The organism is Micromonospora fluostatini (genome assembly GCF_050410825.1).
Classification (GTDB): domain Bacteria; phylum Actinomycetota; class Actinomycetes; order Mycobacteriales; family Micromonosporaceae; genus Micromonospora; species Micromonospora rosaria.
On record NZ_CP191251.1, the window covers coordinates 7,143,044 to 7,166,643 of the forward strand.

20 protein-coding genes and 1 pseudogene are annotated in these 23,600 nt (G+C 73.6%); 11 read left to right on the top strand and 10 right to left on the bottom strand.

The window, feature by feature from the left end:
- Positions 1-36: 36 nt before the first annotated feature.
- From ACQUFX_RS31925 to ACQUFX_RS31945, 5 genes are all read right to left on the bottom strand, one after another.
- On the bottom strand, positions 37-882 hold the full coding sequence (locus tag ACQUFX_RS31925; protein WP_428963841.1) for an ABC transporter permease: 846 nt from the start codon (positions 880-882) through the stop codon (positions 37-39).
- Positions 879-1,727, bottom strand: a complete 849-nt coding sequence (locus ACQUFX_RS31930; protein ID WP_428963842.1) for an ABC transporter ATP-binding protein — start codon at positions 1,725-1,727, stop codon at positions 879-881. Before ACQUFX_RS31930 ends, ACQUFX_RS31925 begins: the two co-directional genes overlap by 4 nt.
- A gap of 156 nt (positions 1,728-1,883) precedes the next feature.
- The gene (locus ACQUFX_RS31935) at positions 1,884-2,180 is read right to left on the bottom strand and encodes a DUF1540 domain-containing protein (protein WP_067362363.1); all 297 of its coding nucleotides are present in this window, start codon (positions 2,178-2,180) and stop codon (positions 1,884-1,886) included.
- A gap of 121 nt (positions 2,181-2,301) precedes the next feature.
- On the bottom strand, positions 2,302-3,240 hold the full coding sequence (locus tag ACQUFX_RS31940; protein ID WP_428963843.1) for a polysaccharide deacetylase family protein: 939 nt from the start codon (positions 3,238-3,240) through the stop codon (positions 2,302-2,304).
- A gap of 131 nt (positions 3,241-3,371) precedes the next feature.
- A complete protein-coding gene (locus ACQUFX_RS31945) occupies positions 3,372-4,007 on the bottom strand; it encodes a DUF4126 domain-containing protein (protein WP_428967142.1) in 636 nt (211 codons plus the stop codon).
- A gap of 71 nt (positions 4,008-4,078) precedes the next feature.
- Between ACQUFX_RS31945 and nucS the strand changes: the two genes are divergently transcribed.
- The gene (gene nucS, locus ACQUFX_RS31950) at positions 4,079-4,738 is read left to right on the top strand and encodes an endonuclease NucS (protein ID WP_428963844.1); all 660 of its coding nucleotides are present in this window, start codon (positions 4,079-4,081) and stop codon (positions 4,736-4,738) included.
- 86 nt (positions 4,739-4,824) lie between these two features.
- Here the strand turns inward: nucS and ACQUFX_RS31955 are convergent, their stop codons facing one another.
- Positions 4,825-6,321, bottom strand: coding sequence for an aldehyde dehydrogenase family protein (locus tag ACQUFX_RS31955; protein WP_428963845.1), 1,497 nt, complete (start codon positions 6,319-6,321; stop codon positions 4,825-4,827).
- Between the two features lie 184 nt (positions 6,322-6,505).
- On the opposite strand from ACQUFX_RS31955, the gene ACQUFX_RS31960 reads away from it, so the two are divergent.
- The 4 genes from ACQUFX_RS31960 (at position 6,506) to ACQUFX_RS31975 (ending at position 10,202) form a co-directional block, all read left to right on the top strand.
- Complete coding sequence (locus ACQUFX_RS31960; RefSeq protein WP_067362369.1) at positions 6,506-6,952, top strand: FHA domain-containing protein; 447 nt, start codon at positions 6,506-6,508, stop codon at positions 6,950-6,952.
- 141 nt (positions 6,953-7,093) lie between these two features.
- Positions 7,094-8,884 carry a 3-hydroxyacyl-CoA dehydrogenase family protein gene (locus ACQUFX_RS31965; RefSeq protein ID WP_428963846.1) on the top strand — a complete coding sequence of 597 codons (1,791 nt, stop codon included), beginning with the start codon at positions 7,094-7,096 and terminating at the stop codon, positions 8,882-8,884.
- Positions 8,885-8,929: 45 nt separating this feature from the next.
- Positions 8,930-9,256: a hypothetical protein gene (locus tag ACQUFX_RS31970; protein WP_067362376.1), complete on the top strand. Its 327-nt coding sequence runs from the start codon at positions 8,930-8,932 to the stop codon at positions 9,254-9,256.
- Positions 9,257-9,392: 136 nt separating this feature from the next.
- Entirely contained in the window at positions 9,393-10,202 is an 810-nt protein-coding gene (locus ACQUFX_RS31975; RefSeq protein WP_428963847.1) for an alpha/beta hydrolase, read from the top strand.
- Between the two features lie 162 nt (positions 10,203-10,364).
- On the opposite strand, the gene ACQUFX_RS31980 is transcribed toward ACQUFX_RS31975, so the two are convergent.
- The 3 genes from ACQUFX_RS31980 to mce all read right to left on the bottom strand — a co-directional run bounded on the left by ACQUFX_RS31980 (position 10,365) and on the right by mce (position 14,614).
- Positions 10,365-12,338: a coiled-coil domain-containing protein gene (locus ACQUFX_RS31980; RefSeq protein ID WP_428963848.1), complete on the bottom strand. Its 1,974-nt coding sequence runs from the start codon at positions 12,336-12,338 to the stop codon at positions 10,365-10,367.
- Positions 12,339-12,519: 181 nt separating this feature from the next.
- Entirely contained in the window at positions 12,520-13,788 is a 1,269-nt protein-coding gene (locus ACQUFX_RS31985; RefSeq protein ID WP_428963849.1) for a cell division protein DivIVA, read from the bottom strand.
- A 352-nt stretch (positions 13,789-14,140) separates the two neighbouring features.
- Complete coding sequence (gene mce / locus ACQUFX_RS31990) at positions 14,141-14,614, bottom strand: methylmalonyl-CoA epimerase (protein WP_428963850.1); 474 nt, start codon at positions 14,612-14,614, stop codon at positions 14,141-14,143.
- 60 nt (positions 14,615-14,674) lie between these two features.
- Here mce and ACQUFX_RS31995 point away from each other — a divergent pair, with 60 nt between their 5' ends.
- The 6 genes and pseudogenes from ACQUFX_RS31995 to ACQUFX_RS32020 all read left to right on the top strand — a co-directional run.
- Positions 14,675-15,868 carry an acetyl-CoA C-acetyltransferase gene (locus ACQUFX_RS31995; RefSeq protein ID WP_428963851.1) on the top strand — a complete coding sequence of 398 codons (1,194 nt, stop codon included), beginning with the start codon at positions 14,675-14,677 and terminating at the stop codon, positions 15,866-15,868.
- A gap of 92 nt (positions 15,869-15,960) precedes the next feature.
- Positions 15,961-16,920, top strand: a complete 960-nt coding sequence (meaB, locus tag ACQUFX_RS32000; RefSeq protein ID WP_428967143.1) for a methylmalonyl Co-A mutase-associated GTPase MeaB — start codon at positions 15,961-15,963, stop codon at positions 16,918-16,920.
- Between the two features lie 86 nt (positions 16,921-17,006).
- Positions 17,007-17,420, top strand: coding sequence for an Asp23/Gls24 family envelope stress response protein (locus ACQUFX_RS32005; RefSeq protein ID WP_428963852.1), 414 nt, complete (start codon positions 17,007-17,009; stop codon positions 17,418-17,420).
- A 163-nt stretch (positions 17,421-17,583) separates the two neighbouring features.
- Positions 17,584-19,272: an acyl-CoA mutase large subunit family protein gene (locus ACQUFX_RS32010; protein ID WP_428963853.1), complete on the top strand. Its 1,689-nt coding sequence runs from the start codon at positions 17,584-17,586 to the stop codon at positions 19,270-19,272.
- Positions 19,273-19,409: 137 nt separating this feature from the next.
- Complete coding sequence (locus tag ACQUFX_RS32015) at positions 19,410-20,336, top strand: tetratricopeptide repeat protein (protein ID WP_428963854.1); 927 nt, start codon at positions 19,410-19,412, stop codon at positions 20,334-20,336.
- A gap of 131 nt (positions 20,337-20,467) precedes the next feature.
- A pseudogene (locus ACQUFX_RS32020) lies at positions 20,468-21,437 on the top strand (arginase family protein); the annotation flags it as partial.
- Between the two features lie 198 nt (positions 21,438-21,635).
- Here the strand turns inward: ACQUFX_RS32020 and ACQUFX_RS32025 are convergent.
- Complete coding sequence (locus tag ACQUFX_RS32025) at positions 21,636-23,588, bottom strand: penicillin-binding transpeptidase domain-containing protein (RefSeq protein WP_428963855.1); 1,953 nt, start codon at positions 23,586-23,588, stop codon at positions 21,636-21,638.
- Positions 23,589-23,600: the final 12 nt, after the last annotated feature.

The window sequence follows — 23,600 nt, forward strand, 5'->3', positions numbered from 1 at the left end:
TACCGAAAGCGTTAACAGGGGGCCCTTCCTTACACCTCAGCCGTCGCGCTTGCTGGTCCAGCGGAAGGTGGTGAGGCAGAGGACCAGGCCGATCACGCACCAGGCGGCCAGCACGAGGGCGACCCGGCCCAGCTCGAACGAGCCGCCCGGCTCCTGCGCGCCGAAGCTGTCCGGCAGGAAGACCGAGCGCAGGCCCTGGCACATCCACTTGAGCGGGAAGAGGGCGGCGACCTGCTGCATCCAGTCCGGCAGGTTGGTGAAGACGAAGAAGACCCCGGAGATGAACTGGAGCACCAGGGCGACCGGGGTGACCACGGCCGAGCCGCTGCGGGCGGTCCGGGCCAGCGACGAGATGGCGATGCCGAGCAGGGTGCAGGCGGTGACCCCGAGGACCGAGACCCAGCCGAAGGTCAGCCACTTGGCGGCGGTGGCCGGCAGCGTCAGGTCGAACAGGGCGACCGAGAAGGCGAGCAGCAGCGCGGTCTCCGCCACCCCGATCGCCACCACCATGATCACCTTGCCGGCGAAGTACACCCACTTCGGCATCGGGGTGCCCCGGTAGCGCTTGAGCACGCCCCGGTCCCGCTCGATCGGGATCCAGATGCCGAGGTTCTGGAAGCTCACCGTCATCAGGCCGGTCGCGATCATGCCGGTGATGAAGTACTGGGTGTAGCTGACCCCGGGCGCGATCTGGTCGCTGAAGATCGACGCGAAGATCAGGATCATGATGATCGGGAAGCCCATCGTGAAGACGACGGACTCCCGGCTGCGCAGGAACTGGCTGATCTCCAGCCGGCCCTGCCGCACCGCCAGCGTGGCCGGGCTGAGCGGCCGTGCGCGGGGGGCGGCGACCGGGGCGGCCGGCTTCGTGGTGGCGGTCATGCGTGTCCGATCATCCGCAGGTAGATGTCCTCCAGGGTGGGCCGGGTGACGGTCAGGCCGGGCACCTCGCCGCCGAAGCGCGCGGCCAGTTCGGCGACCAGCGCCGTCGGCGTCGCGGTCTCCGTGCTCTGCGCCGACCCGTCCGGGGTACGCCAGGAGACGGTGGCCCGTGCCTGGTGCCGGTTGCCCAGTTCATTCGGCGGGGCCACCTCGATCACCCGGCCGGCGGCGATCACCCCGACCCGGTCGGCCAGGGACTCGGCCTCGTCCAGGTAGTGGGTGGTGAGCAGGATGGTGGTACCGGCGGCGGCCAGGTCCCGGATCAGCTCCCAGAACTCCCGCCGTGCCTCCGGGTCGAAACCGGTGGTGGGCTCGTCGAGGAAGAGCAGGTCGGGGCGACCGATGATGCCCAACGCCACGTCCAGGCGGCGCTTCTGCCCGCCGGAGAGGGTGTGCGTCCGGGCCCGCTTCTTCGCGCCCAGCCCCACCCGTTCGACGACCTTGTCCGGGTCGTCGGCGTCGGCGTAGAACCCGGCGAAGTGGCGGACCACCTCGCCGACGGTCAGCTCGTCGAACTCGCCGGTGCCCTGGAGCACGATGCCGACCCGGGAGCGCCAGTCCGGGCCGGGTCGGGCCGGGTCGGCGCCGAGCACCGTCACCTCACCGGCGTCACGCTGCCGGTACCCCTCCAGGATCTCCACCGTGGTGGTCTTGCCCGCGCCGTTCGGGCCGAGCAGGGCGAACACCTCGCCGCGCCGGACCGCGAGGTCCACGCCGGCCACCGCGACGGTGTCGCCGTACGCCTTGCGCAGCCCACGTACGGAGATCGCCAGCTCGTCGTCCATGCGGTCAAGTGTGCGTCCTGGATCCCGCCCGACGGGCCCCGGGGTGCCGCCCGTCACCCGGCCCGGGTGAAAGGAAGGGCCCCCTGTTAACGCCCAACGGTGTAGAGGGGCCCCTTCCTCACACCTCAGCCCGGGGGAGCCGGGGCGGACGGGTGGTCAGCGGCTGCGGTACGTCATGCAGTCGGCGCGGTCGTTGTCCGGGCCGACCCGGATCGTCGGCGCGTGGCACTCCAGGTTCGAGTTGTGGACGCAGTCCGCCCGCTGGCACGCGCCGACCTGGGCGACCAGCGTCTCGGTCCCGCCCCGGACCGGCATCTCGACGAAGGTGTGACAGTGCGCGTGGTCGGCGCTGCCGATGGTGATGGCGAAGGCGTGGCAGTCGTTGGTGTGGTTGTAGGCGCAGGAGGCGACGACGCACTCCTGGACCCGGGGCATCTCGATCGACGCGGTCATCTCGGGCTCCTCCGGTCTGCGAAACCCGACTGTAGGCTTTTGACCCGTTCAGGGGTGCCGCGTTCGGCCCGCCGTCCCCCGACCGGGGTGGCGGGCGTCCCCGCCGGGGCGGCGGTCGTCATCAGGCGGGGGCGTCGGTGGCGAGCACCTCGGAGAGGGTGGCCGGGGTCAGCCCCCGCTCGGCCAGCCCGGCGAGGATGTGCGGCAGCGCCTCGTCGGTCATCGGCGCGTTCGCCTCGGTCACGTGCAGCACGATCACCGAGCCGGGCTGGACCTTGCTCAGCACCGCCCGCACGATCGGCCGCCACGCCTTCGCGAACGGGTCGCCGCTGATCACGTCACCGTCGACCACGGTCACCCCGAGCGGGGCCAGCGCGTCCAACGCCGCCCGGTCGTGGCAGAGGCCGGGAAACCGGAAGTACCGGGTCTGCCGGCCGCCGTACGGCGCGATGACGTCGAAGGTACGGGCCGCGTCGGCGGTCAGTTCCCGCGCCGGCAGGTGCGGAAGTCCGTAGCAGTCCGGCACGAAGGCGTGGTGCGCGTACGTGTGGTTCGCCAGTTCGAAGCGGGGGTTGCCGGCCAGCCGGCGGGTCACCTCCGGGTACTCCCGCACCCACTTGCCGGTGAGGAAGAAGGTCGCCGGCACCTGCTTCCGCTCCAGCAGGTCGACGATGGTGAGGTTGGCGTACGACCGGACCGCGCCGCTGCGGAGCTGGTACCGCATCGCGTCGGTCATGTCCGCGTCGAAGGTGAGCGCGACCAGGTTGCCCCGGCGGGGCCCGTGGTCGACCACCGGGGGCCGGCTGCCCGTACGGGTCGCGCCCGGCACTGTCCCGTCCGGCACTGTCCCGTCCGGTGCGGCCGGGCCGGAGCCGGTGGGTCCGGGTTGCGGCGAACCTGTCCGTGCGGGGTCGGCCGGGGTGCCCGAGCGGGTGGGCGGCGCGACGAACTCGGCCTGCGCGGGTTCCTGGGTCGGCACCGTCGCGACGACCAGCAGGGTGATCCCGGCCACGAGCGCGACGACCGCGCCGACGGAAAGGTGGGACTTCTTCACGGACACGGGGGAGATGATGGCAGCGCCCCGGGGGCCGCCGCTGCCCCCGGTCGGCCCGGAATCCCGGCCGGCAGGGCCTGCCGCCCGGTCGTCCGGTCAGCCGGGCAGGTCGGTGGTGTGGGCGGCGCGGCGGTCGGTCAGCCGGGCAGGCCGGCGGTGTCGGTGGTGCGGGCGGTGCGGCGGTCGCGGCGGTCGCGGCGGCGGTGCGTTCGCCGGCGCACCAGCCAGAACGCGGCGAACACCAGAGCGAGCAGGAAGACCAGGACCAGCACGGGCAGCAGGATCGCCACCAGGGACATCAGCACGCTGGTGGCGTCCTCGGCGGTGCTGGCCACCGGCGCGCCCACCCCGGCCGTGGCCGCGTTGATCACCGGACGGACGGCGGACTTGAGCAGGTGCACCCCGAGGGCGAGCACCACCCCGACGACCACCGGCACCCACTCGTTGGACGCGAAGAAGCTCCCGGGATCGCTGACGGTCACCGTCTCGGAGCCGGCCCCGGCGCCGAACGCGAGCCCCCCGGCCGTCGGCCGTACCACCGTCTGCACCACGTCGTTCACGTGGTCGACGACCGGCACCTTGTCGGCGACGAGTTCGACCGCGAGCAGCGCCACCAGGATCGCGATGACCCAGCCGTCGCCGAGCCACTGCCAGCCGGCCGGAAGCTGGATCACCTCGGTGTACCGGGCGAGCAGCCCCATCGAGAGCAGGGGGATGTAGGCGTTGAGCCCCGCCGAGGCGGCGAGGCCGGAGCCGGTCAGCACTTCGAGCACCATCTCAGGATCGCACCGGCACGCCAGTGCCGCTGATGGGCGGCGGGCCGGGGCTGGGCTACCCTCCTCGGGTGCGGTTGGTCATTGCGAAGTGCTCGGTGGACTATGTCGGACGGCTCTCGGCCCACCTGCCGCTGGCCACCCGCCTGTTGATGGTCAAGGCGGACGGGTCGGTGTCGATCCACGCCGACGACCGGGCGTACAAGCCGTTGAACTGGATGAGCCCGCCCTGTCGGCTGGAGGAGGCCCCCGGCGTCTGGCGGGTGGTGAACAAGGCCGGCGAGGAGCTGCGGATCACCCTGGACGAGATCTTCCAGGACACCTCGTACGACCTGGGGGTGGACCCGGGGCTGCGCAAGGACGGGGTCGAGGCGCACCTGCAGGAGTTGCTCGCCGCGAACCCGGAGACCCTGGGCGAGGGGTACACCCTGGTCCGGCGCGAGTACATGACCGCGATCGGGCCGGTCGACCTGCTCTGCCGGGACGCCAACCAGGGCGCGGTCGCGGTCGAGGTGAAGCGGCGCGGCGAGATCGACGGTGTGGAGCAGCTCACCCGCTACCTCGAACTGATGAACCGCGACCCGCTGCTCGCCCCGGTCACCGGCGTCTTCGCCGCCCAGGAGATCAAGCCGCAGGCCCGGGTGCTCGCCACCGACCGGGGCATCCGCTGTGTGGTGGTCGACTACGACAAGCTGCGTGGCATCGAGCGCAACGAGCTGACCCTGTTCTGACCGACGGGCCGTTCCCCGGGGCCCTGAGTGTTAAGAAGGGGCCCCTGCTCTACCGGAAGCGTTAAGAGGGGGCCCTTCCTTACACCTCAGCGGCCGTACATGGTTTTGGCGACCTTGACGAGGCGGGCCACGTCGGCGTCGGAACGGTCGAAGGTCATCGCGGACAGCAGGGAACGGGCCCGGCGGCGGGTGATCGACTTGGCCCGGCCGAACTCGCGGAGCCCGTCCTCGCCGTGGATCCGGCCGAACCCCGACTCGCCGGTGCCGCCGAAGGGCAGGGTGGCCATTCCGGCGAAGGAGAGCGTCGAGTTCACCGAGGCCATCCCCGAGCGCAGCCGTCGGGCGATGGCGACCGCCCGCCGCCGCCCGAACACCGCGCCGCCCAGGCCGTACGGCAGGGCGTTGGCCCGCGCGAGCGCCTCGTCGGCGTCGCGGACCCGGTTGATGGTCAGCGTCGGGCCGAAGGTCTCCTCCCGGACGGCCGCCGCGTCCTCCGGTACGTCGACCAGCACGGTCGGCCGGACGTACGGCGGCTGCACCGCGTCCGCCCCGCCGAGCACCGCCCGGCCGCCCCGGGCCAGCGCGTCGTCGATGTGCCGCCGGATCACGTCGAGCTGGGACGGCATGGTGATCGGGCCGAGGTCGGCGGCGTCCGCCCCGACGGTCAGCCGGCCGGCCCGCTCGACGACCCTGTCGACGAAGGCGTCGAAGACCGGCTCGACCACGTACACCCGCTCGATGCCGATGCAGGTCTGGCCGGCGTTGGTCAGCCCGCCCCAGACGCACGCCTCGGCCGCCGCGTCCAGGTCGGCGTCGGCGTCGACGATCAGCGCGTCCTTCCCACCGGCCTCCAGCAGGACCGGGGTGAGCGACTCGGCGCAGGCCGCCATCACCTTCCGGGCGGTCGCCGGGGAGCCGGTGAAGGCCAGCTTGTCGATGCCGGCGCGGCAGAGCGCGGCCCCGACGTCGCCCAGCCCGTGCACGGCGGTGAGGACCGGGTGTTCCGGCACCACCTCGGCGAAGCAGTCGACCAGCCACTGGCCGGCCACCGGGGTGTACTCGCTCGGCTTGAGCACCACCGCGTTCCCGGCCGCCAGCGCGTACGCGGCGGAGCCGACCGGGGTGAAGACCGGATAGTTCCACGGCCCGATCACCCCGACCACCCCGTACGGCTGGTACTCCAGGTGGCCGGCGAACTCGGCGAGGATCAGCCGGGACCGTACCCGGCGGGGGCCCAGCACCCGGCGGGCGTTGCGGGCCGCCCAGTCGATGTGCTCGATCGCGCTGACGACCTCCACGACCGCGTCGGCGACCGGCTTGCCGCCCTCGGTGTGGACGAGGTCCGCGACCTGCTCGATCCGCCGGGCCAGCAGCCCCCGCCAGCGCAGCAGCCGTTCCCGGCGTCCGGTGAAGCCGAGCCCGGCCCACCACTGCCCGGCGGCGCGGGCGGTCGCCACGGCCCGCTCGACGTCGGCGGGGCCGGCGACCGGCAGGCGACCCGCCTCGACGCCGGTGGCCGGGTTGGTCGAGACGAGGTGGCCATCCTCTACCCTCGGAGCGCCCGGGACATGCACAGCCGTCATGGCGGAAGTCTAGACCCGCTGATTACCCGCCGGTAGGCACGTGACCTCCCGGGCGTCCGGCCGAAGCGGCGAACGGGAGATGGCCGGCCGGCGTCGCCGAGATGACCGCTCAGTGGTGGATATCGATACGCTCGGGTGGCAGGGTGATGCGGAGAGTGACCGGTGTGGGGAGGGGCGGCCGTTCATGGAGGACTATCCGGAGTTGTTGCCACTGTTGACCGTGACCAGTGGACCGATGCGCGGTGCGAGCTTCCGGGTCCGCATCGGCCCGTTGGTGATCGGCCGGGCGCCGACCGCCGACGTGGTGGTCGACGATCCGCACCTGAGCCGGCGACACGCCGCGGTCCGGCAGGCCGACGGCGGGGTGGCCCTGGTGGACCTCGGCTCCACCAACGGGACCTGGCTCAACGGCCGGCGGGTCAGCGGCGTGGAGCACCTCGCCGACGGGGACGTCATCCGGGCGGGCCGCACCGAGTTGCGGTACTTCGATCCCGGGCTGGCCCGGACCGACCCGGTCGGCCTGCGTATCGACGCGCTGCCGCGCGGCAAGCGGACGACGACCGTGCCGCTGCCGGCCGCCGTGCCCCGGTCCCGCCGCCCCCTCGACGGTGAGCTGGTCGAGGGCCGCTAGCCACCCCGCCTCCCGGCCCGCCGCCGGGCCGCCCGCCTCCCGGCCGCCCGACCTCCCGGCCCCGGTTGCGGGCGTGGCAGACTCGCGCGGGAGACCTGAGGGACCGTTAATCTCGACGGTACGAGCGACAGGGAGGCCGTCGTGGCGCGCGACTTCGCCAGCGTGGGCGTGGTGGGACTGGGCACCATGGGTGCCGGCATCGTCGAGGTCTTCGCCCGCAACGGCGTGGACGTCGTCGCGGTGGAGATCACCGAGGCCGCGCTGGAGCGGGGCCGGGCCAACCTGACCCGCTCCACCGACCGGGCGGTGGCCAAGGGCAAGCTCGCCGCCGCCGACCGGGACGCCCTGCACGGGCGGGTGCACTTCGCCGTCGGGCTGGCCGCGCTGCACGCCGTCGACCTGGTGATCGAGGCCGTCCCCGAGCGGTTGGACCTCAAGCAGCGGCTCTTCGCCGAGCTGGACCGGGTCTGCAAGCCCGAGGCGATCCTCGCCACCAACACCTCCTCGCTGAGCGTCACCGAGATCTCCGTCGCCACCGGCCGGCCCAACCAGGTCGTCGGCATCCACTTCTTCAATCCCGCGCCGGTGATGAAGCTGGTCGAGGTGATCCGCACCGTGGTCACCTCGGCCGACGTGGTGGCCGACGTGGAGGCGCTCTGCGGCCGGTTGGGCAAGGTCGACGTGACGATCAACGACCGGGCCGGCTTCATCGCGAACTCGCTGCTCTTCGGGTACCTCAACCACGCGGTCGGCATGTACGAGGCGAACTACGCCACCCGCGAGGACATCGACGCCGCCATGAAGCTCGGCTGCCGGCTGCCGATGGGCCCGCTCGCACTGATGGACCTGATCGGCCTGGACACCGCGTACGAGATCCTGGACACCATGTACCGGCGGGGCGGGCGGGACCGCCGGAACGCCCCGGCGCCGTTGCTCAAGCAGATGGTCACCGCGGGGCTGCTGGGCCGCAAGTCCGGCCGGGGCTTCTACACCTACGAGCGGCCCGGCTCCCCGGTGGTCGTACCGGACGAGGGGGCCGTGCCCCCGGCGCCGGACGCCCCCGTCGAGGTCGCCCGGCCGGTCGCCACCATCGGCGTGGTCGGCTCCGGCACGATGGCCACCGGCATCATCGAGGTCTGCGCCCGGGGCGGGTACGAGGTCGTCTCGGTGACCCGGGGCGTGGAGAAGTCCGCCCAGCTCCGCGAGGCGATCACGACCTCGCTGAACAAGGGCGTGGTCCGGGGCCGGCTCGGCGAGGACGAGCGGGACGCCGCGCTGGGCCGGATCACCTGGTCGGCGAGCCTGGACCACCTCGCCGACGTGGACCTGGTGATCGAGGCCGTGGTCGAGGAGCTGAGCGTGAAGAAGGCGCTCTTCGCCAGCCTCGACGAGGTCTGCAAGCCCGGCGTCGTGCTGGCCACCACCACCTCCTCGCTGCCCGTGATCGACCTGGCGATGGCCACCGGCCGCCCGGCGGACGTGGTCGGGCTGCACTTCTTCAACCCCGCGCCGGCGATGGCGCTGGTCGAGGTGGTGCGGACCATCCGTACCTCGGGGGAGACCGTCGCCACCGCACGGGCGCTCTGCGCCGCGCTGGGCAAGACCGGGGTGGTCTGCGCGGACCGGTCCGGGTTCATCGTCAACGCGCTGCTCTTCCCGTACCTGAACGACGCGGTGCGGATGCTGGAGACGAACTACTCCACCACCGACGACATCGACCACGCGATGAAGCTCGGCTGCGGGTACCCGATGGGGCCGTTCGAACTGCTCGACGTGGTCGGCCTGGACGTGGCGCTGGCCATCCAGCGGGAGCTGTACCGGGAGCTGCGGGAGCCGGGTTTCGCCCCGGCGCCCCTGCTGGAGCACCTGGTCACCGCCGGCTACCTGGGTCGCAAGACCGGTCGCGGGTTCCGCGACCACACCGGCCGCTGAGCGGGTCGGCTGGACCGTCGCCGGACCGCCCGTACGCTGGACAAGGTGAGCCCCCGTCGCAACCGTCCCCGCCGGGACGACGCCGCGCACCTGGACCCCGAGCGGGTACGCCAGGGTGTGCCCTCGGTCCAGCAGTGGCGCGACGGCGACTGGCAGGTACGCGGCGTCAGCGGCGGGGCGTCGGCCAAGACGTACCGCTGCCCCGGCTGTGACCAGGAGATCCGCCCCGGGGTGGCGCACGTGGTGGCCTGGCCGGCCGACGACCGGGGTGACCTGACCGACCGCCGGCACTGGCACAGCGGCTGCTGGCAGGCCCGGGACCGGCGCGGCCCGGCGCTGCACCGGGGCCGGGGCGCCCCCCGGCACGGCTGAGGGGTCTCCGCGCCGGGCGCGTCCGGCCCGGCTCAGGGATCTCCGCGCCGGGCGCGGCCCGCCCGGCTGAGGGATCTTCGTCACGCGGATCCGGGCCGGCCGCGCGGAACGGTCGGGACAGCGCCACACTGGAGCGGTGAGCACCCCGATCCGTGCGTCCTCCGTCCTGCCCGGCCGCCGGGAGGACATCGAGCTGCACACCGCCGACGGTCTGCGCCTGGTCGGGGAGTTGGCCCTGCCGGCGGAGCGGGCGCCGGTGGCCACGCTGCTCTGCCTGCACCCGCTGCCGACCCACGGCGGCATGATGGACAGCCACGTGCTGCGCAAGGCGGCGTGGCGGCTGCCCGCCCTGGCCGACCTGGCCGTGCTGCGCTTCAACACCCGGGGCACCAGCAGCCTGCGCGGCGCCAGCGAGGGCGCCTTCGACAACGCCGACGGCGAGCGCTACGACGTCGCCGCCGCGATCGAGTACGCCGAGTTCGCCGAGCTGCCGAACATCTGGCTGCTCGGCTGGTCCTTCGGCACCGACCTGGCGCTGCGGCACGGCTGTGACCCGGCGGTGACCGGCGCGATCCTGCTCTCGCCGCCGCTGCGCTACTCCGCCGAGGAGGACCTGGCGACCTGGGCCCGCTCGGGCAAGCCGCTCACCGCGCTCGTCCCCGAGCTCGACGACAACCTGCGCCCCGCCGAGGCCCGGCAGCGGTTCGCGGCGGTGCCGCAGGCCGAGGTGGTCGGGGTGCCCGGTGCCAAGCACCTCTGGGTCGGCGACGCGGAGACCGTGCTGGACGAGGTGGTACGCCGGGTCAACCCGCAGGTGACGGTGCCGCTGCCGACCGAGTGGGACGGGCCGATGGAGACCGGTGACGTCAGCGGGTACGCCGACCGCACGGTGGCCGCCTTCGCGGACACTCCGGTGCCCGGCCCGCGCCCCGACGAGCCCGCTTGAGCCGTCCCGCCCGGGAAGAGGTGACCTGCACGAGCGGCATACCTGAGCGGAATAATTATTCCTGACAGGTATGCCGGTCGCAGTGGAGTGCTGCCGGCAGTGGCGAAATTTGCCCGTTCTGCAGCTTCATGCCCCCGGGGTCACCCGCCCGCCCCGGTGGCGTCATTCGGACTCGACGGTGACCTTGCTCGGGTTGGCGCTGCGCTCGTCGGTGGTCGGCTTGGTCGGCCGCTTCGCCTTCTCCCCGGTGCTGGTGATCTTCGTCGGGGTGGCGCCCCGGCCACCCTCGCCCGGCACCGCGGCCACCGTCGGCTCGCCGTCGACCCCCGTGCTGGGGGTGCCGGCGTCCACCGTGCTGACCGGCTCGGCGACCGGACGGGCCACCGTGGGGGCAGCGCCGTTGGCGGACGCAGCCGCCCCGGCGGGCGTCGCGACGGCGGGCTTCGCGCCGTTGGCGGCGGCGGAGGTACCGGCGGGCTTCGTGCCCTTGGCGGACGGGCCGAGCCCGGTCGGCGCGGCACCGGCGGCGACCACCTCCTGCCGGAGGTTCAGCAGGATCCGCTGGAGATCGTCGGACTCCTGGCGGGACTTCCAGGTCTCCTGCCGCAGGTCGGCGAGCTGCTGCTGGGCCTGGGCGATCTCCAGCATCACCTGGGCGAGCTGCTGGCGACTGGCGGCGGCCTCCTGCTGGGTGGCGGCGAGGTGCTGCTGGGTCGTCGCCAGGTGCTGCTGGGTGGTGGCGGCGTACTCCTCGAACTGCCGCCGGGACGCCGCCACGTGCTCGTCGGCCGCGCGGCGCTTCTCGCCGGCCTCGGTCTCGGCGCGACCCACCAGGTCGGCGGCCTTCTCCTCGGCCTGCCGGCGCATCGTGGCGGCGTCCCGCTCGGCGGCCTCGCGGACCTTCGCCGCGCCCTGCTCGATCTCCTCCTGGCGGGCGCGGTACCGCTCCTCCAGCTCGTCGTGCCGGGCCTTGTGCGCCCGGGCCAGCTCCTCCTGCCGGGCCTTGTGCTGCTGCTCCAGCTCGGCGCGGCGCTTGGTGAACTCGGCCTCGGCCTCGGTGCGGCGGGTGGTCAGCTCCCGGTCGGCCGTCTCGCGCCGGCTGTTGACCTCCTTCTCCACCCCGGCCCGCCAGGCGCCCAGCTCCTGCTGCGTCTGGGCCCGCGCGTGCTTGACGTACGCCTCGGTCTCGTCGCGCATCCGCTGCACGAACGCCTCGGTCTCGGCGCGGTTGCGCTTGGCCGCCTCGGTGGCCTGGGTGGTGATCCGGTCGGCCTCCTGCTGGGCCTTCTCCCGGGTGGCGCGACCCGCCTCGGTGGCCTGGTCGACGGTCTTCTTGGCCTCCTGCTGGGCCTTGGCGTGGGTGGCCCGGCCGGCCTCGGTCGCCGAGTCGATCAGGCGCTTGGCCTCCTGCTGGGCCTTGGCGTGCACCTCCTTGGCGGCGTCGCGGAGCTGGGTGGCCTCCTGCTGGGCCTTCGCCAACGTCTCCCTGGCCGCGTCGCGGAGCTTGGTCGCCTCCTGCTGTGCCCGGTGGTGGATCTCCTTGGCGGCGTCGCGGAGCTGGGTCGCCTCCTGCTGCGCCTTCGTCAACGCCTCCTGGGCGGAACGGCGCAGGCCGGCAGCCTCCTGCTTGGCGGCCCGCAGCGTCGCCTCGGCCTCGGCCCGCCGGGCGACGCTGTGCCGCTCCTCCTCGGCCCGCCGCGCCGACAGCGCGATCTCGAAGTCCTGGAGGACCTTGTTGGCCTGCTCCCGGGCCTCGTCGATGATGCCCTCGGCGGTGGCCCGCCGGGCCTCGATCTCCTCGCTCGCGGCGATCAGGATCGCCTCCGCCTGCTCCTCGGCGAGGGTGAGGATCTGCTCCACCCGGGGGCCGAGGTGCCGGAACGAGGCGTGGTCCACCACGCCCACCTGCTTGCGTACCTGGGCGAGGTCCCGCTGGAGCACCTCGACCTGGCCGGCCAGCTTGTGGATCTGCGTGTACGCCTGTTCCCGTTCGGCCGCGAGTGTCGCGATCTCGTGCTCCGCACGAGCAACGTACCGGTCGACCTGTCGTTTCTCGTACCCCCGCAGGGCGGACTCGAAGCTGGGCTCCGTGGTCACGTCCCCGCCGAGAGCGAACAGTTCCTCGCCGTGCGACATGTACCCATCCTCACACGCGCCCGGCCTCAGGGGGGCGATACGGACGGCCCCGATGGGACCTACTTCACTGATGCGACCCGACCGGATATCACGGTACGGGACGCACAATACGGCGCGAGGTCCCACCGGTCACCCGATGTCACCCCGCGCCGTGCCGAATGCCCCGGCAGTTGCGCCGGCCCTAGCTGTTCTTCTCCGCCGCGACGGGCTCCTGGGCGCCCTCCGCCGGAGCCTTCTCCGGTGCCGGGGCGCCACCCGCCGACGCGGCCGGCGGCACACCCGGGACGATCCCGGCGAGGCCGGAGAGCATCTGGCCGAGCTGCGAGGTGACCGCGTCCTTCTGCCGGGTCAGGTCCTCGACCTCGCGGCGGGCCGCCTGGGTGGTCAGCTCGGCCTCGGTCCGGGCCTCGGTGAGCAGCCGCTTCGCCTCGGCCTTGGCCTCGTTCAGGGTCTTCTCCGACAGGGCCTTGGCCTTCTCGACCGTGTCCGAGGCGGTCCGCTCCGACTCGACCCGGCGGGCCTCGGCGCGCTGCTCGATCTCCTTGGCCCGGTCCTGCGCGGCGCGGGCCCGCTGCTCGGCCTCGCTGACCAGCTTCTGGGTCTGCGCGACCTGCGCGGCGTGCCGCTCCGACTCCTCCCGCTCGGCCTTCTCCCGCCGTTCGGCGAGTTGCAGCTCCAGGGCCTGGAGGTCCTTGTCCCGCTTGTCCCGGGCGTCGGTCAGCAGCTTGGTCGCCTCGGCGCGCTTCTCCTCGGCCTCGCGGGCGGCCTTGGCCCGCTGCTGGGTGATCTCCCGCTCGGCGGTGGCCCGCAGGGTGGCCACCTCGCGCTCGACGGTCGACTTGAGCTCGGCCACCTCGTGCGCGGTCACCGTGCGCAGCTGCTTGGTCTCGCGCTCGGCGTCGGCGCGCAGCGTGTCGGCCTCGCGGCGGGCCTGCACCCGGACCTCGGCGGCCTCCCGCTCGGCGGCGGTGCGGACGCTGCCCGCCTCCCGCTCGGCGGTGGCCTTCATCGCGGCGGCCTCGGCGCGGGCCTTGTCGGTGATCTCGCGCGCCTCCAGGCGGGCCGCCGAGAGGATGCCCTCCGACTCGCGCTTGGCCTCGTTGCGGTGGTCGTTGGCCTGCTCCTCGGCCAGCCGCAGGATCTGCTCGACCCGGGTGCCGAGCCCGGAGAGGGTCGGCCGGCTGTTCTCCTCGAGCTGCTTGTTGGTCTCGGTGAGCTTCTGCTCGAGGGCGGCCTGCCGCTGCTCGGCCTGGCGGAGCCGGCGCTGCGCGTCGTTCATCCGCTGCTCGGCCTCGGCGCGGGCCTGCTCGGACTGGGTCAGGGCCGCGGTGAGCCGACCGATGAAGTCGTCGACCTGTCCGACGTTGTATCCGCGCAGGCCAACCGTGAAATCGGGCTGCGAGTTCGCGTTATCGAAGAACGCCAGAGGGGAGGACTGCTGCTGGGGCATTGGGACATACTCGCAGACGCCCCAGGGTGCTTCGCAAGAGTGGCCGCCAGCTTTCGTGTCCTCTTTACATGGTCAAGTCGGCCCGGCGATCTTGGCAGGTCCCGGGCCGGCCGGTCGAGGTCGTGGGCGGCCGGGAAAAGGCCCGGGGGAGCGACCCCCGGAGCCCATTGTGAGCCGCGCCGCTATCGCGCGAATGGGTGCCGTGCCTCCGGTGTGGAAAGGCAATCGTGGATCGCCGCAATGGGCGACCGCACCTCCACCGGACGGCCCGCCGCCCGCCCCGTCGCCTGCGCCCCCGGCCGGGTCGGGCCGGTCCGGGGGCGGGCGGGCGGGACGGGACGTGTCGGGGCGGTCAGTGGCCGGGGGCCGGTTCGACCAGTTCGACCAGGACGCCACCGGCGTCCTTCGGGTGGACGAAGTTGATCCGGGCGCCGGCGGTGCCCCGGCGCGGGGTGTCGTAGAGCAGGCGCAGCCCCCGGGCGCGCAGCGCCGCGCTGGCCGCGTCGACGTCGGCCACCGTGTACGCCACCTGCTGCACGCCCGGCCCGCTGCGGTCCAGGAACTTCGCGATCGTCGACTCCGGGGTCGCCGGGGCGAGCAGTTGCACGCACCCACCCTCGGCGGTCGGCCCGACCGCCAGCATCGCCTCGCGGACGCCCTGCTCGACGTTGGTCTCGGTGTGCACGCAGCGCATCCCGAAGGTGCGTTGATAGAAGTCGATCGCCGCGTCCAGGTCGGCGACGGCGATACCGACGTGGTCGATGCGGAGCAGCCCGACGTCTGTGAGATGTTCCGCAGCGGGCTCGACGGGGGAGTTCTCAGCCATGGCGTTAGTCTGACCGAACAATCGTTAAGGCGTACGGTCGGCACCCCCTCGGAGGCGGACATGGCTTCGGTGATCGTCAGCGGCGCGCGGACCCCGATGGGGCGCCTGCTCGGCAACCTCAAGGACCTCTCCGCGACCGAGCTGGGCGGCATCGCGATCCGGGCCGCCCTGGAACGTGCCGGTGTCACCCCCGACCAGGTGCAGTACGTCGTGATGGGGCAGGTGCTCCAGGCCGGCGCCGGCCAGATCCCGGCCCGGCAGGCCGCGGTGGCCGCGGGCATCCCGATGTCGGTGCCCGCCCTGACGGTGAACAAGGTCTGCCTCTCCGGCCTGGACGCGATCGCGCTCGCCGACCAGCTCATCCGGGCCGGTGAGTTCGACGTGGTGGTGGCCGGCGGCATGGAGTCGATGACCAACGCCCCGCACCTGTTGCTCGGCCAGCGCACCGGCTACAAGTACGGCGACGTGACGATCAAGGACCACATGGCGCTGGACGGGCTCACCGACGCCTGGGACCGCTGCTCGATGGGGGAGTCCACCGAGCGGCACGGGGCCCGGCACGGCATCACCCGCGCCGAGCAGGACGAGTTCGCCGCCGCCAGCCACCAGCGGGCCGCCGCCGCGCAGAAGAACGGCCACTTCGCCGACGAGATCACCCCGGTGATCATCCCGCAGCGCAAGGGCGACCCGCTGGTGGTCAGCGAGGACGAGGGGATCCGGCCGGACACCACCGGGGAGTCGCTGGGCAAGCTGCGGCCCGCCTTCGCCAAGGACGGCACCATCACCGCCGGCAGTGCCTCGCCGATCTCCGACGGCGCCGCCGCGGTGGTCGTGATGAGCAAGGCCAAGGCCAAGGAGCTGGGGCTGACCTGGCTGGCCGAGGTCGGCGCGCACGGCAACGTCGCCGGCCCGGACAACTCCCTGCACTCCCAGCCGGCGAACGCGATCCAGCACGCCCTGCGCAAGGCCGGCCTGACCGTCTCCGACCTCGACCTGATCGAGATCAACGAGGCGTTCGCCCAGGTCGGCATCCAGAGCACCCGGGACCTCGGGGTCGGCCCCGACAAGGTCAACGTCAACGGCGGGGCGATCGCCCTGGGCCACCCGATCGGCATGTCCGGCGCCCGGCTGGTGCTCACCCTGGCCCTGGAGCTCAAGCGGCGCGGCGGCGGTACCGGGGCGGCGGCGCTCTGCGGCGGCGGCGGCCAGGGCGACGCGCTGATCATCCACGTGCCGACGGGCGCCGAGGGCTGACCGTGGGCACCGGCGTCGAGCGCGTCCCGGCGGACCGTCCCGGCCCCGCCGGGGGTGCCGGCCCGGCCGGGGGCGCCCACGTCACCGGGTCGATCCGGCGCAGTCGGGACGTACCCCTGCTGGTGGAGCGGGCCCGCGCGGGTGACCCTCGCGCGGTGGCCCGGCTGATCACCCTGGTCGAGTCCGGTGACGACCTGTTGCCGCAGGTGGCGGCGGCGCTCGCGCCCTACGCCGGGCAGGCGCAGGTGGTGGGGCTGACCGGGTCGCCCGGGGTGGGCAAGTCGACCACCACCAACGAGCTGGTCCGCGCGCTGCGCTCGCGCGGGCACCGGGTCGGCGTGCTGGCGATCGACCCGTCCAGCCCGTTCACCGGCGGGGCGATCCTCGGTGACCGGGTCCGGATGCAGGACCACGCCACCGACCCGGGGGTCTACATCCGGTCGATGTCCAGCCGGGGACACCTGGGCGGGCTCTCCGCCGCGACGCCCCAGGCGGTGCGGGTGCTGGAGGGGGCCGGCTGCGACGTGGTGCTGGTGGAGACCGTCGGGGTCGGGCAGGCCGAGGTGGAGGTCGCCTCGCTGGCCGACACCACGCTGGTGCTGCTCGCGCCGGGCATGGGCGACGCGATCCAGGCGGTCAAGGCCGGCATCCTGGAGATCGCCGACGTCTTCGTGGTCAACAAGGCCGACCGGGACGGCGCGGACGCCACCGTCCGGGACATCCAGGGCAACATCGCCCTCGGCGAGCGGGGGCCGGGCGAGTGGCGTCCGCAGGTGGTGCGGACGGTCGCCGCCCGGGGCGAGGGGATCGACGACCTCGCCGCCGCGCTCGACAAGCACCGTGGCTGGCTGGTCGAGCACGACGAGCTGCGCCGCCGCCGCGAGGCGCGGGCCGCCGCCGAGGTCGAGGCGATCGCGCTCGGCGCGCTCCGCGCCCGGATCGGCTCCCTGCGCGACGGTACGGAGCTGTCGGCGCTCGCCGCGCGGGTGGCCGGGGGCAGCCTCGACCCGTACGCCGCCGCCGCCGAACTCCTCGGCCAGCTCGGCGCCTGACGGTCCACTGCGGATCTACCGGTCGGTACGCTCGTCGTCGGGTCGGCGCGGCGACCGACCGGCGGCGGGACGACAGGGAGTGGGCCGTGAACTTCGAGGAGACCCAGGAACTGGCCCTGAGCCCGGACGCGGTGGCGGGCGGGCGGACGCGGATCTCCACCGAGGTGGTGGAGAAGATCGCGGTGGCGGCCACCCGGTCCGTGCCGGGCGTGGCCGAGCTCGGTGGCGACTTCGCCCGGTTCGTCAACGCCGTGCTGGACCGGGTCGGCCTCGACCAGGTCGGCGACGCCCGCCGGGGCTGCTCGGCGCACATCTCGAACGGGGCGGCGCTGATCAACCTGGTGCTGGTGACCGTCGCCGGGCACCCGGTCCCGCAGGTGATCGACGAGGTCCGGACGAAGGTGACGCAGGCCGTCGAGGCGTACGGGCTGCGGGTCGAGGAGATCAACATCCGGGTCGACGACGTGGTCCTGGACGAACCGGCCCCGCCGGCGCCGTGAGCCCCGGCGGCCCACGCCGGCACCCGGGCGGGCCCGGTGGCGGCCGGCGCCCGTCGCGCCCCGTGTCGGCTCCGATTACCGGCGGGTACCAACCTCCTTAGCGATCGTTCAGTGCGGGATCTACACTCGACGTGCAGTCGAGGACTCAGGAGGAGCCCTGCCCATGAACGCCGACGAGATCGCCGCCGGACGGGCCCGCTGGCAGGCCCGGTACGACGCCGCGCGCAAGCGGGACGCCGACTTCACCACGCTCTCCGGGATGACCGTCGACCCGGTCTACGGCCCGCCCGAGGGGACCGGGTACCCGGGCTTCGAGCGGATCGGCTGGCCGGGTGAGTACCCGTACACCCGGGGGCTGTACCCGACCGGGTACCGGGGGCGGACCTGGACGATCCGGCAGTTCGCCGGGTTCGGCAACGCCCACCAGACCAACGAGCGGTACAAGATGATCCTCGGCGCGGGTGGCGGCGGGCTCTCCGTCGCCTTCGACATGCCGACCCTGATGGGGCGCGACTCCGACGACCCGCAGGCGCTCGGCGAGGTCGGGCACTGCGGGGTCGCGGTGGACTCGGCCGCCGACATGGAGGTGCTCTTCGACGGCATCGACCTGGCCGCCGTGACCACCTCGATGACCATCTCCGGCCCGGCCGTGCCGGTGTTCTGCATGTACCTGGTCGCCGCCGAGCGGCAGGGCGCCGACCTGTCCCGGCTGGACGGCACCCTCCAGACCGACATCTTCAAGGAGTACATCGCGCAGAAGGAGTGGCTCTTCGAGCCCGAGCCGCACCTGCGCCTGATCGGCGACCTGATGGAGTACTGCGCGCGGGAGATCCCCCGGTACAAGCCGCTGTCGGTCTCCGGGTACCACATCCGCGAGGCCGGCTCGACCGCCGCGCAGGAACTGGCGTACACCCTGGCCGACGGGTTCGGGTACGTGGAGCTGGGGCTGTCGCGGGGGCTGGACGTGAACGTCTTCGCACCCGGCCTGAGCTTCTTCTTCGACTCGCACCTCGACTTCTTCGAGGAGATCGCCAAGTTCCGCGCCGCCCGCCGGATCTGGGCCCGCTGGCTGCGCGAGGTGTACGGCGCGACCAGCGAGAAGGCGCTCTGGCTGCGGTTCCACACGCAGACCGCCGGGGTGTCTCTGACCGCCCAGCAGCCGGTCAACAACGTGGTACGGACCGCCGTGGAGGCGCTGGCGGCGGTGCTCGGCGGCACCAACTCGCTGCACACCAACGCCCTGGACGAGACCCTGGCCCTGCCCACCGACGAGTCCGCCGAGATCGCCCTGCGTACCCAGCAGGTGCTGATGGAGGAGACCGGGGTGACCAACGTGGCCGACCCGCTCGGCGGCTCCTGGTACGTCGAGGCGCTCACCGACAAGATCGAGGCGGAGGCGGAGGAGATCTTCGCCCGGATCCGTCAGCTCGGCGGGGAGGGCCCGCACCAGATCGGCCCGATGACCTCGGGCATCCTGCGCGGCATCGAGGACGGCTGGTTCACCGGCCAGATCGCCGAGTCGGCCTTCGTGTACCAGCAGGCGCTGGAGAAGGGCGAGAAGAAGATCGTCGGGGTCAACTGCCACACCGGTACGGTCGCCAAGGAGTTGGAGATCCTGCGCATCTCGCACGAGGTGGAGCTGGAGCAGCGCCGGATGCTGGCACAGCGCAAGGCCGGCCGGGACGAGGCGGCGGTCCGTGCCGCCGTCGGGCGCATGGTCGAGGTGAGCCGGACCGGGGAGAACATGATCCCGGCCATGCTCGACGCGGTCCGCGCCGAGGCCACCCTCGGCGAGATCTGCGACGCGCTGCGCGCCGAGTGGGGCGTCTACCGCGAGCCCGCCCGCTTCTGACCCGATCCCCGTGCCCGCCCCGTCTCCACGGTCCGCCGGGGGGCGGCGGCGGGCACGGTGGTGAGCAGGGTGAGGGCGGCAACTGTGGCGTCGCGGCTGAGCTGAGTTCCGTGGCCCGCGTGCGAGACTAGATAACCATGAGCGACCCACGGATCACCTCGTCGATCTTCACCCGCGGCGCGGTCGACCTCAGCGCGCTGCGCACCCCCGCACCGGCTCCTGCCCGTCCCGCCGCCCCGGCCCCGACCGGCCCGTCGCCGACCGGCGTCCCGGGCGGCCCCGCCGCCGGTGGCGGCGTCACCGTGATCGACGTGACCGAGGCGACCTTCCAGTCCGAGGTCCTCGAACGCTCGCTGACGACACCGGTGGTCGTCGACTTCTGGGCCGAGTGGTGCCAGCCCTGCAAGCAGCTCTCCCCGGTGCTGGAGAAGCTGGCGGTCGAGGGCGGCGGCGCCTGGGTGCTCGCCAAGATCGACGTCGACGCCAACCCCCGGATCGCCCAGATGTTCCGGGTGCAGGGCATCCCGATGGTCTACGCGGTGGTCGGCGGGCAGCCGGTCGACGCGTTCTCCGGCGTGGTCCCCGAGGCGCAGCTCCGGCAGTGGATCCAGGCCGTGCTCGCCGCCGGTGGGGTGGCCGTCGAGACGCCGGGCGACCCCCGGCTCGACGAGGCCGACGACGCGCTGATGAGCGGTGACCTGGACGCCGCCGAGGCCGCGTACCGGAAGATCCTGGCCGAGACCCCGGCGGACGCCGTGGCCGAGGCGGGGCTGGCCCAGGTCGGGCTGGCCCGGCGGGTCGCCGGCGCGAACCCGGCCACGGCGCTGGCCGCCGCCGAGGCGGCGCCGGACGACGTGGACGCGCAGCTGCTCGCCGCCGACGTGGAGGTGCTCTCCGGCCTGGCCGAGTCGGCGTACGCCCGGCTGGTCGCCGTGGTGCGGCGGACCAACGGCGAGGACCGGGAGAAGGTACGCCAGCACCTGGTGTCGCTGTTCAGCGTCGCCGGGCCGGACGACCCCGCCGTCGCCTCCGCCCGTCGGGCCCTGGCCAGCGCCCTGTTCTAGCCCCGCCCCGGGCCGCCTCCCGTGCCCGGTACGGATGTCCGCAGCGCGGGCCGGCACCGGCCGGCCCGCCCGAGCACTCAGGGACCGAGCAGACCAGCGACCGAGCAGGCAGGGACGGAGGACGGGTGCCCATGAAGCGTCGGATCGCCGTCCTCGACGCGCCGACCAACCTCGGCCTGCGTCCACCCACGCTGACCTCGGTGCCCGGCTGCGGGAAGGCGCCCGGGGCGCTGCGTGACCACGACCTGGTCGCCCGGCTGGGGGCCCGGGACGCCGGCTGCCTGACCCCGCCCCGGTACGACCCCGGTGACTGGCGTCCCGGGGACGGGGTCTGCCACGCGCGGGAGATCGCCGCGTACTCGACCGCGCTGGCCGGCCGGCTCGGCGCGATCATCGACCGGGGGGAGTTCCCGCTGCTCCTGGGCGGTGACTGCTCGGTGCTGATCGGGTCGGCGCTGGCCATGCACCGGCTCGGTGAGGCGGTCGGCGGCCGGATCGGGCTGGTCTTCGTCGACGGCCACTCCGACTTCCGGCACCCCGGCAACGCCTCCTACGTCGGCGCGGCGGCCGGCGAGGACCTCGCCCTGGTCACCGGGCGTGGGCAGGCCGACCTGGCCGCCATCGAGGGACGCCGGCCGTACTTCCGGGACATCGACGTGGTGGTCCTCGGCATCCGCGCCCAGGACGAGTACCGTCTCGACCTCCAGGCGGCCGGGATCGTCAACCGGCCGGTGCCGGCGCTGCGCGCCGAGGGTGCGGCCCGGACCGCACAGTGGGCCCACGAGCAGCTCGCCGACTGCGCCGGGTACTGGGTGCACATCGACGTGGACGTGCTGGACCCGGCGGTGATGCCGGCGGTCGACGCCCCCGACCCCGGCGGGATCGCCTTCGCCGAGCTGGAGATCCTGCTGGCCGGCCTGGTGGACACCCCGCACTGCCTCGGCGTCGAGCTGACCGTCTTCGACCCCGACTACGACCCGGACGGCGCGTACGCCGCCGAGATCGTCAACACCCTGGTCGCCGGGCTGGCCCCGGTCTCCGCCCCGGACACGGCACCGCCGTGGCCGCCACCGTCCTTCACCCCACCCGCCGCCAGGACGCTCCGACCGCTGGCCCCGGAACCGCGCCACCCGCCCCCCGACGACACCGCCGACGGGTTCGCTGACGGGCCGTCGGACGGGTTCCCCGGCGACGCCACCGCCGGGGATCCGGTCGAGGTCGGGCCGACGGGCGGAACCGCGCCCGACGACGCGGACCCACCGGGCGCCGTGGAGGTGCCCGGGGCTGCGGAGCGTCCGGTCAGCGGTGGAGGGCGCGCAGGAAGCGTTCGGTGACCGGGACGGCCGAGTCGGTGCTGGAGCCGCCCTTCTCGACGAAGACCGCGAAGGCCACGTCACCCTGCCACCCGACGAACCAGGCGTGCGTGTTCGCGGGGTTGTCGTCGTACTCGGCGGTGCCGGTCTTGCCGTGCACCGGGTCGCCGGGGACGTCGGCCAGGGCCTTGCCGGTGCCGGTGGTGACCACCGCGCGCATCATCGTCCGCAGGGGCTCGACCGACTCGGCCCGGAGCTGCGGGCCGGGCTCGGCGCGCTGCTGCGGCGCCGGGTCCAGCAGCAGGTTCGGCTGTTCCCATCGGCCCCTGGCGACCGCGGCGGTGGCCGCCGCCATGGCCAGCGGGCTGACCTGGGTGGTGCCCTGCCCGAAGGCCGCGGCGGCCTGCTCGGTCGCCGACCCGCCGGTGGAGACCTTGCCGGTGAAGGCCTCGACGCCGAGGTCCCAGGTGCCCTCCAGGCCGAGCGTCCGGCCGGTCTCGGCGAGGCCGTCCGGGCCGAGCTGCGGGGCCAGGGCGGCGAAGGCGGTGTTGCAGGAGCGGGCGAAGACCGTCCGGAACGGTACCGAGCCCAGCTCGAAGTCGTTCGAGTTCTTGAAGGAGCGGCCCTCGACGGTGAACGTCTTCGGGCAGTCGACCCGGCCGTCGAGGGTGATCGCCTCACGGTCCAGCAGGCCCAGCGTGCTGACCATCTTGAAGGTGGAGCCGGGCGGCACCTGCGCGGTGAAGGCGAGGTTCATGCCGGCCGCCCCGGGACCGTTGGCGACGGCGAGCACCGCCCTGTCGCTGATCCGGACCGCCACCAGCGCGGAGTTGCGCTTCTCGGCGCGCAGCGCCGCGTCGGCGGCGTTCTGCGTCCGCACGTCCAGGGTGGTCTTCAGCGACTCGCCCGGCTGCGGCTCGCGGCGGAACAACTCCGTGTCGGTGGGGACCAGGGTGCCGTCCGGCCCCGGGCGCCTGGTGATCACGGAGACCCCGGGGACGCCCCGGAGCCGCACGTCGTACCGGCCCTGGAGCCCGCCGTGGCCGACCAGGTCGCCCGCGACGTACCGGTCGGGGTGGGCCTTGAGGTCGTCGGCCTGGGCCGGGTCCACCGAGCCGAGCAGCGCGCGGGCGAACTCCCGGGTCGGAGCCAGGTCGAGCTCGTCGGACTGGTACTTCGTGCCCGGCAGGTCGTAGATCCGCGACCGGATCTGGTCGTAGGCGGCGCGGCGCAGGGTGACCACCTCGACGAAGGCGTCCGGCTTGGCCTCGGCGATTCGTTTCGGCAGGTCGGAGAGGTCGACCGGGGGAGTGATCGGCGGCTTGACCGCCCGGAACGCGGCGGTCAGGTCGGCGGAGAGCTTCCGGACGTCGGTGACCTCGCTCGGCTGCACCCCCACCCGGACCACCGGCCGGGGCGTGACGATCGGCTCGCCGGCGGCGTCCAGGACCGCCGCCCGGGTGGCCACGGTGCGCCGCAGCCCGAGCCGGTCCCCCTTGGTGAGCTGCTCGTGCACCACCTCGGGTGACCAGATCACCTGCCAGTCGTCACCGGAGAGGCGCAGCCGCAGCTCCCGGTCGTACTCCCAGCGGGTGTCGCCGGGCAGCGTCCAGGTCACCCGGAACCGGCTGGTCGCGGTGTCCTGGGTGATCTCGGCATCGCCCGACCGGTGCAGCTCGGGCGGGGTGTCCACCAGCTCGCCGGCGAGCGCGCGCAGCTCGTCGGTGACCTGCTCGGCGCTGATCCGGGCCCCGGTGGGGTCGATGAACCCGACCGGGGTCAGGTCACCGGAGCGCCAGCCGGCCAGGAAGGCGTCCACGCTCCCCTCCGGCCCGTCACTGTCCGAACATCCGGTCAGCAGCCCGGCGGCCATCGTGACGGCGGCCACGACGGCGAGGTACCGGCGGGCGGGACGGTGGAACGGGCGTGCGGGTGGCATCGGGCTCCCCTC

Bases quoted from the DNA above. Each gene is read 5' to 3' on its own strand.
- ACQUFX_RS31925 (WP_428963841.1), bottom strand. From the start codon at position 882: ATGACCGCCACCACGAAGCCGGCCGCCCCGGTCGCCGCCCCCCGCGCA.
- ACQUFX_RS31930 (WP_428963842.1), bottom strand. From the start codon at position 1,727: ATGGACGACGAGCTGGCGATCTCCGTACGTGGGCTGCGCAAGGCGTAC.
- ACQUFX_RS31935 (WP_067362363.1), bottom strand. From the start codon at position 2,180: ATGACCGCGTCGATCGAGATGCCCCGGGTCCAGGAGTGCGTCGTCGCC.
- ACQUFX_RS31955 (WP_428963845.1), bottom strand. From the start codon at position 6,321: ATGACGGCTGTGCATGTCCCGGGCGCTCCGAGGGTAGAGGATGGCCAC.
- ACQUFX_RS31960 (WP_067362369.1), top strand. From the start codon at position 6,506: ATGGAGGACTATCCGGAGTTGTTGCCACTGTTGACCGTGACCAGTGGA.
- ACQUFX_RS31980 (WP_428963848.1), bottom strand. From the start codon at position 12,338: ATGTCGCACGGCGAGGAACTGTTCGCTCTCGGCGGGGACGTGACCACG.
- ACQUFX_RS31985 (WP_428963849.1), bottom strand. From the start codon at position 13,788: ATGCCCCAGCAGCAGTCCTCCCCTCTGGCGTTCTTCGATAACGCGAAC.
- mce (WP_428963850.1), bottom strand. From the start codon at position 14,614: ATGGCTGAGAACTCCCCCGTCGAGCCCGCTGCGGAACATCTCACAGAC.
- ACQUFX_RS31995 (WP_428963851.1), top strand. From the start codon at position 14,675: ATGGCTTCGGTGATCGTCAGCGGCGCGCGGACCCCGATGGGGCGCCTG.
- ACQUFX_RS32010 (WP_428963853.1), top strand. From the start codon at position 17,584: ATGAACGCCGACGAGATCGCCGCCGGACGGGCCCGCTGGCAGGCCCGG.
- ACQUFX_RS32015 (WP_428963854.1), top strand. From the start codon at position 19,410: ATGAGCGACCCACGGATCACCTCGTCGATCTTCACCCGCGGCGCGGTC.
- ACQUFX_RS32025 (WP_428963855.1), bottom strand. From the start codon at position 23,588: ATGCCACCCGCACGCCCGTTCCACCGTCCCGCCCGCCGGTACCTCGCC.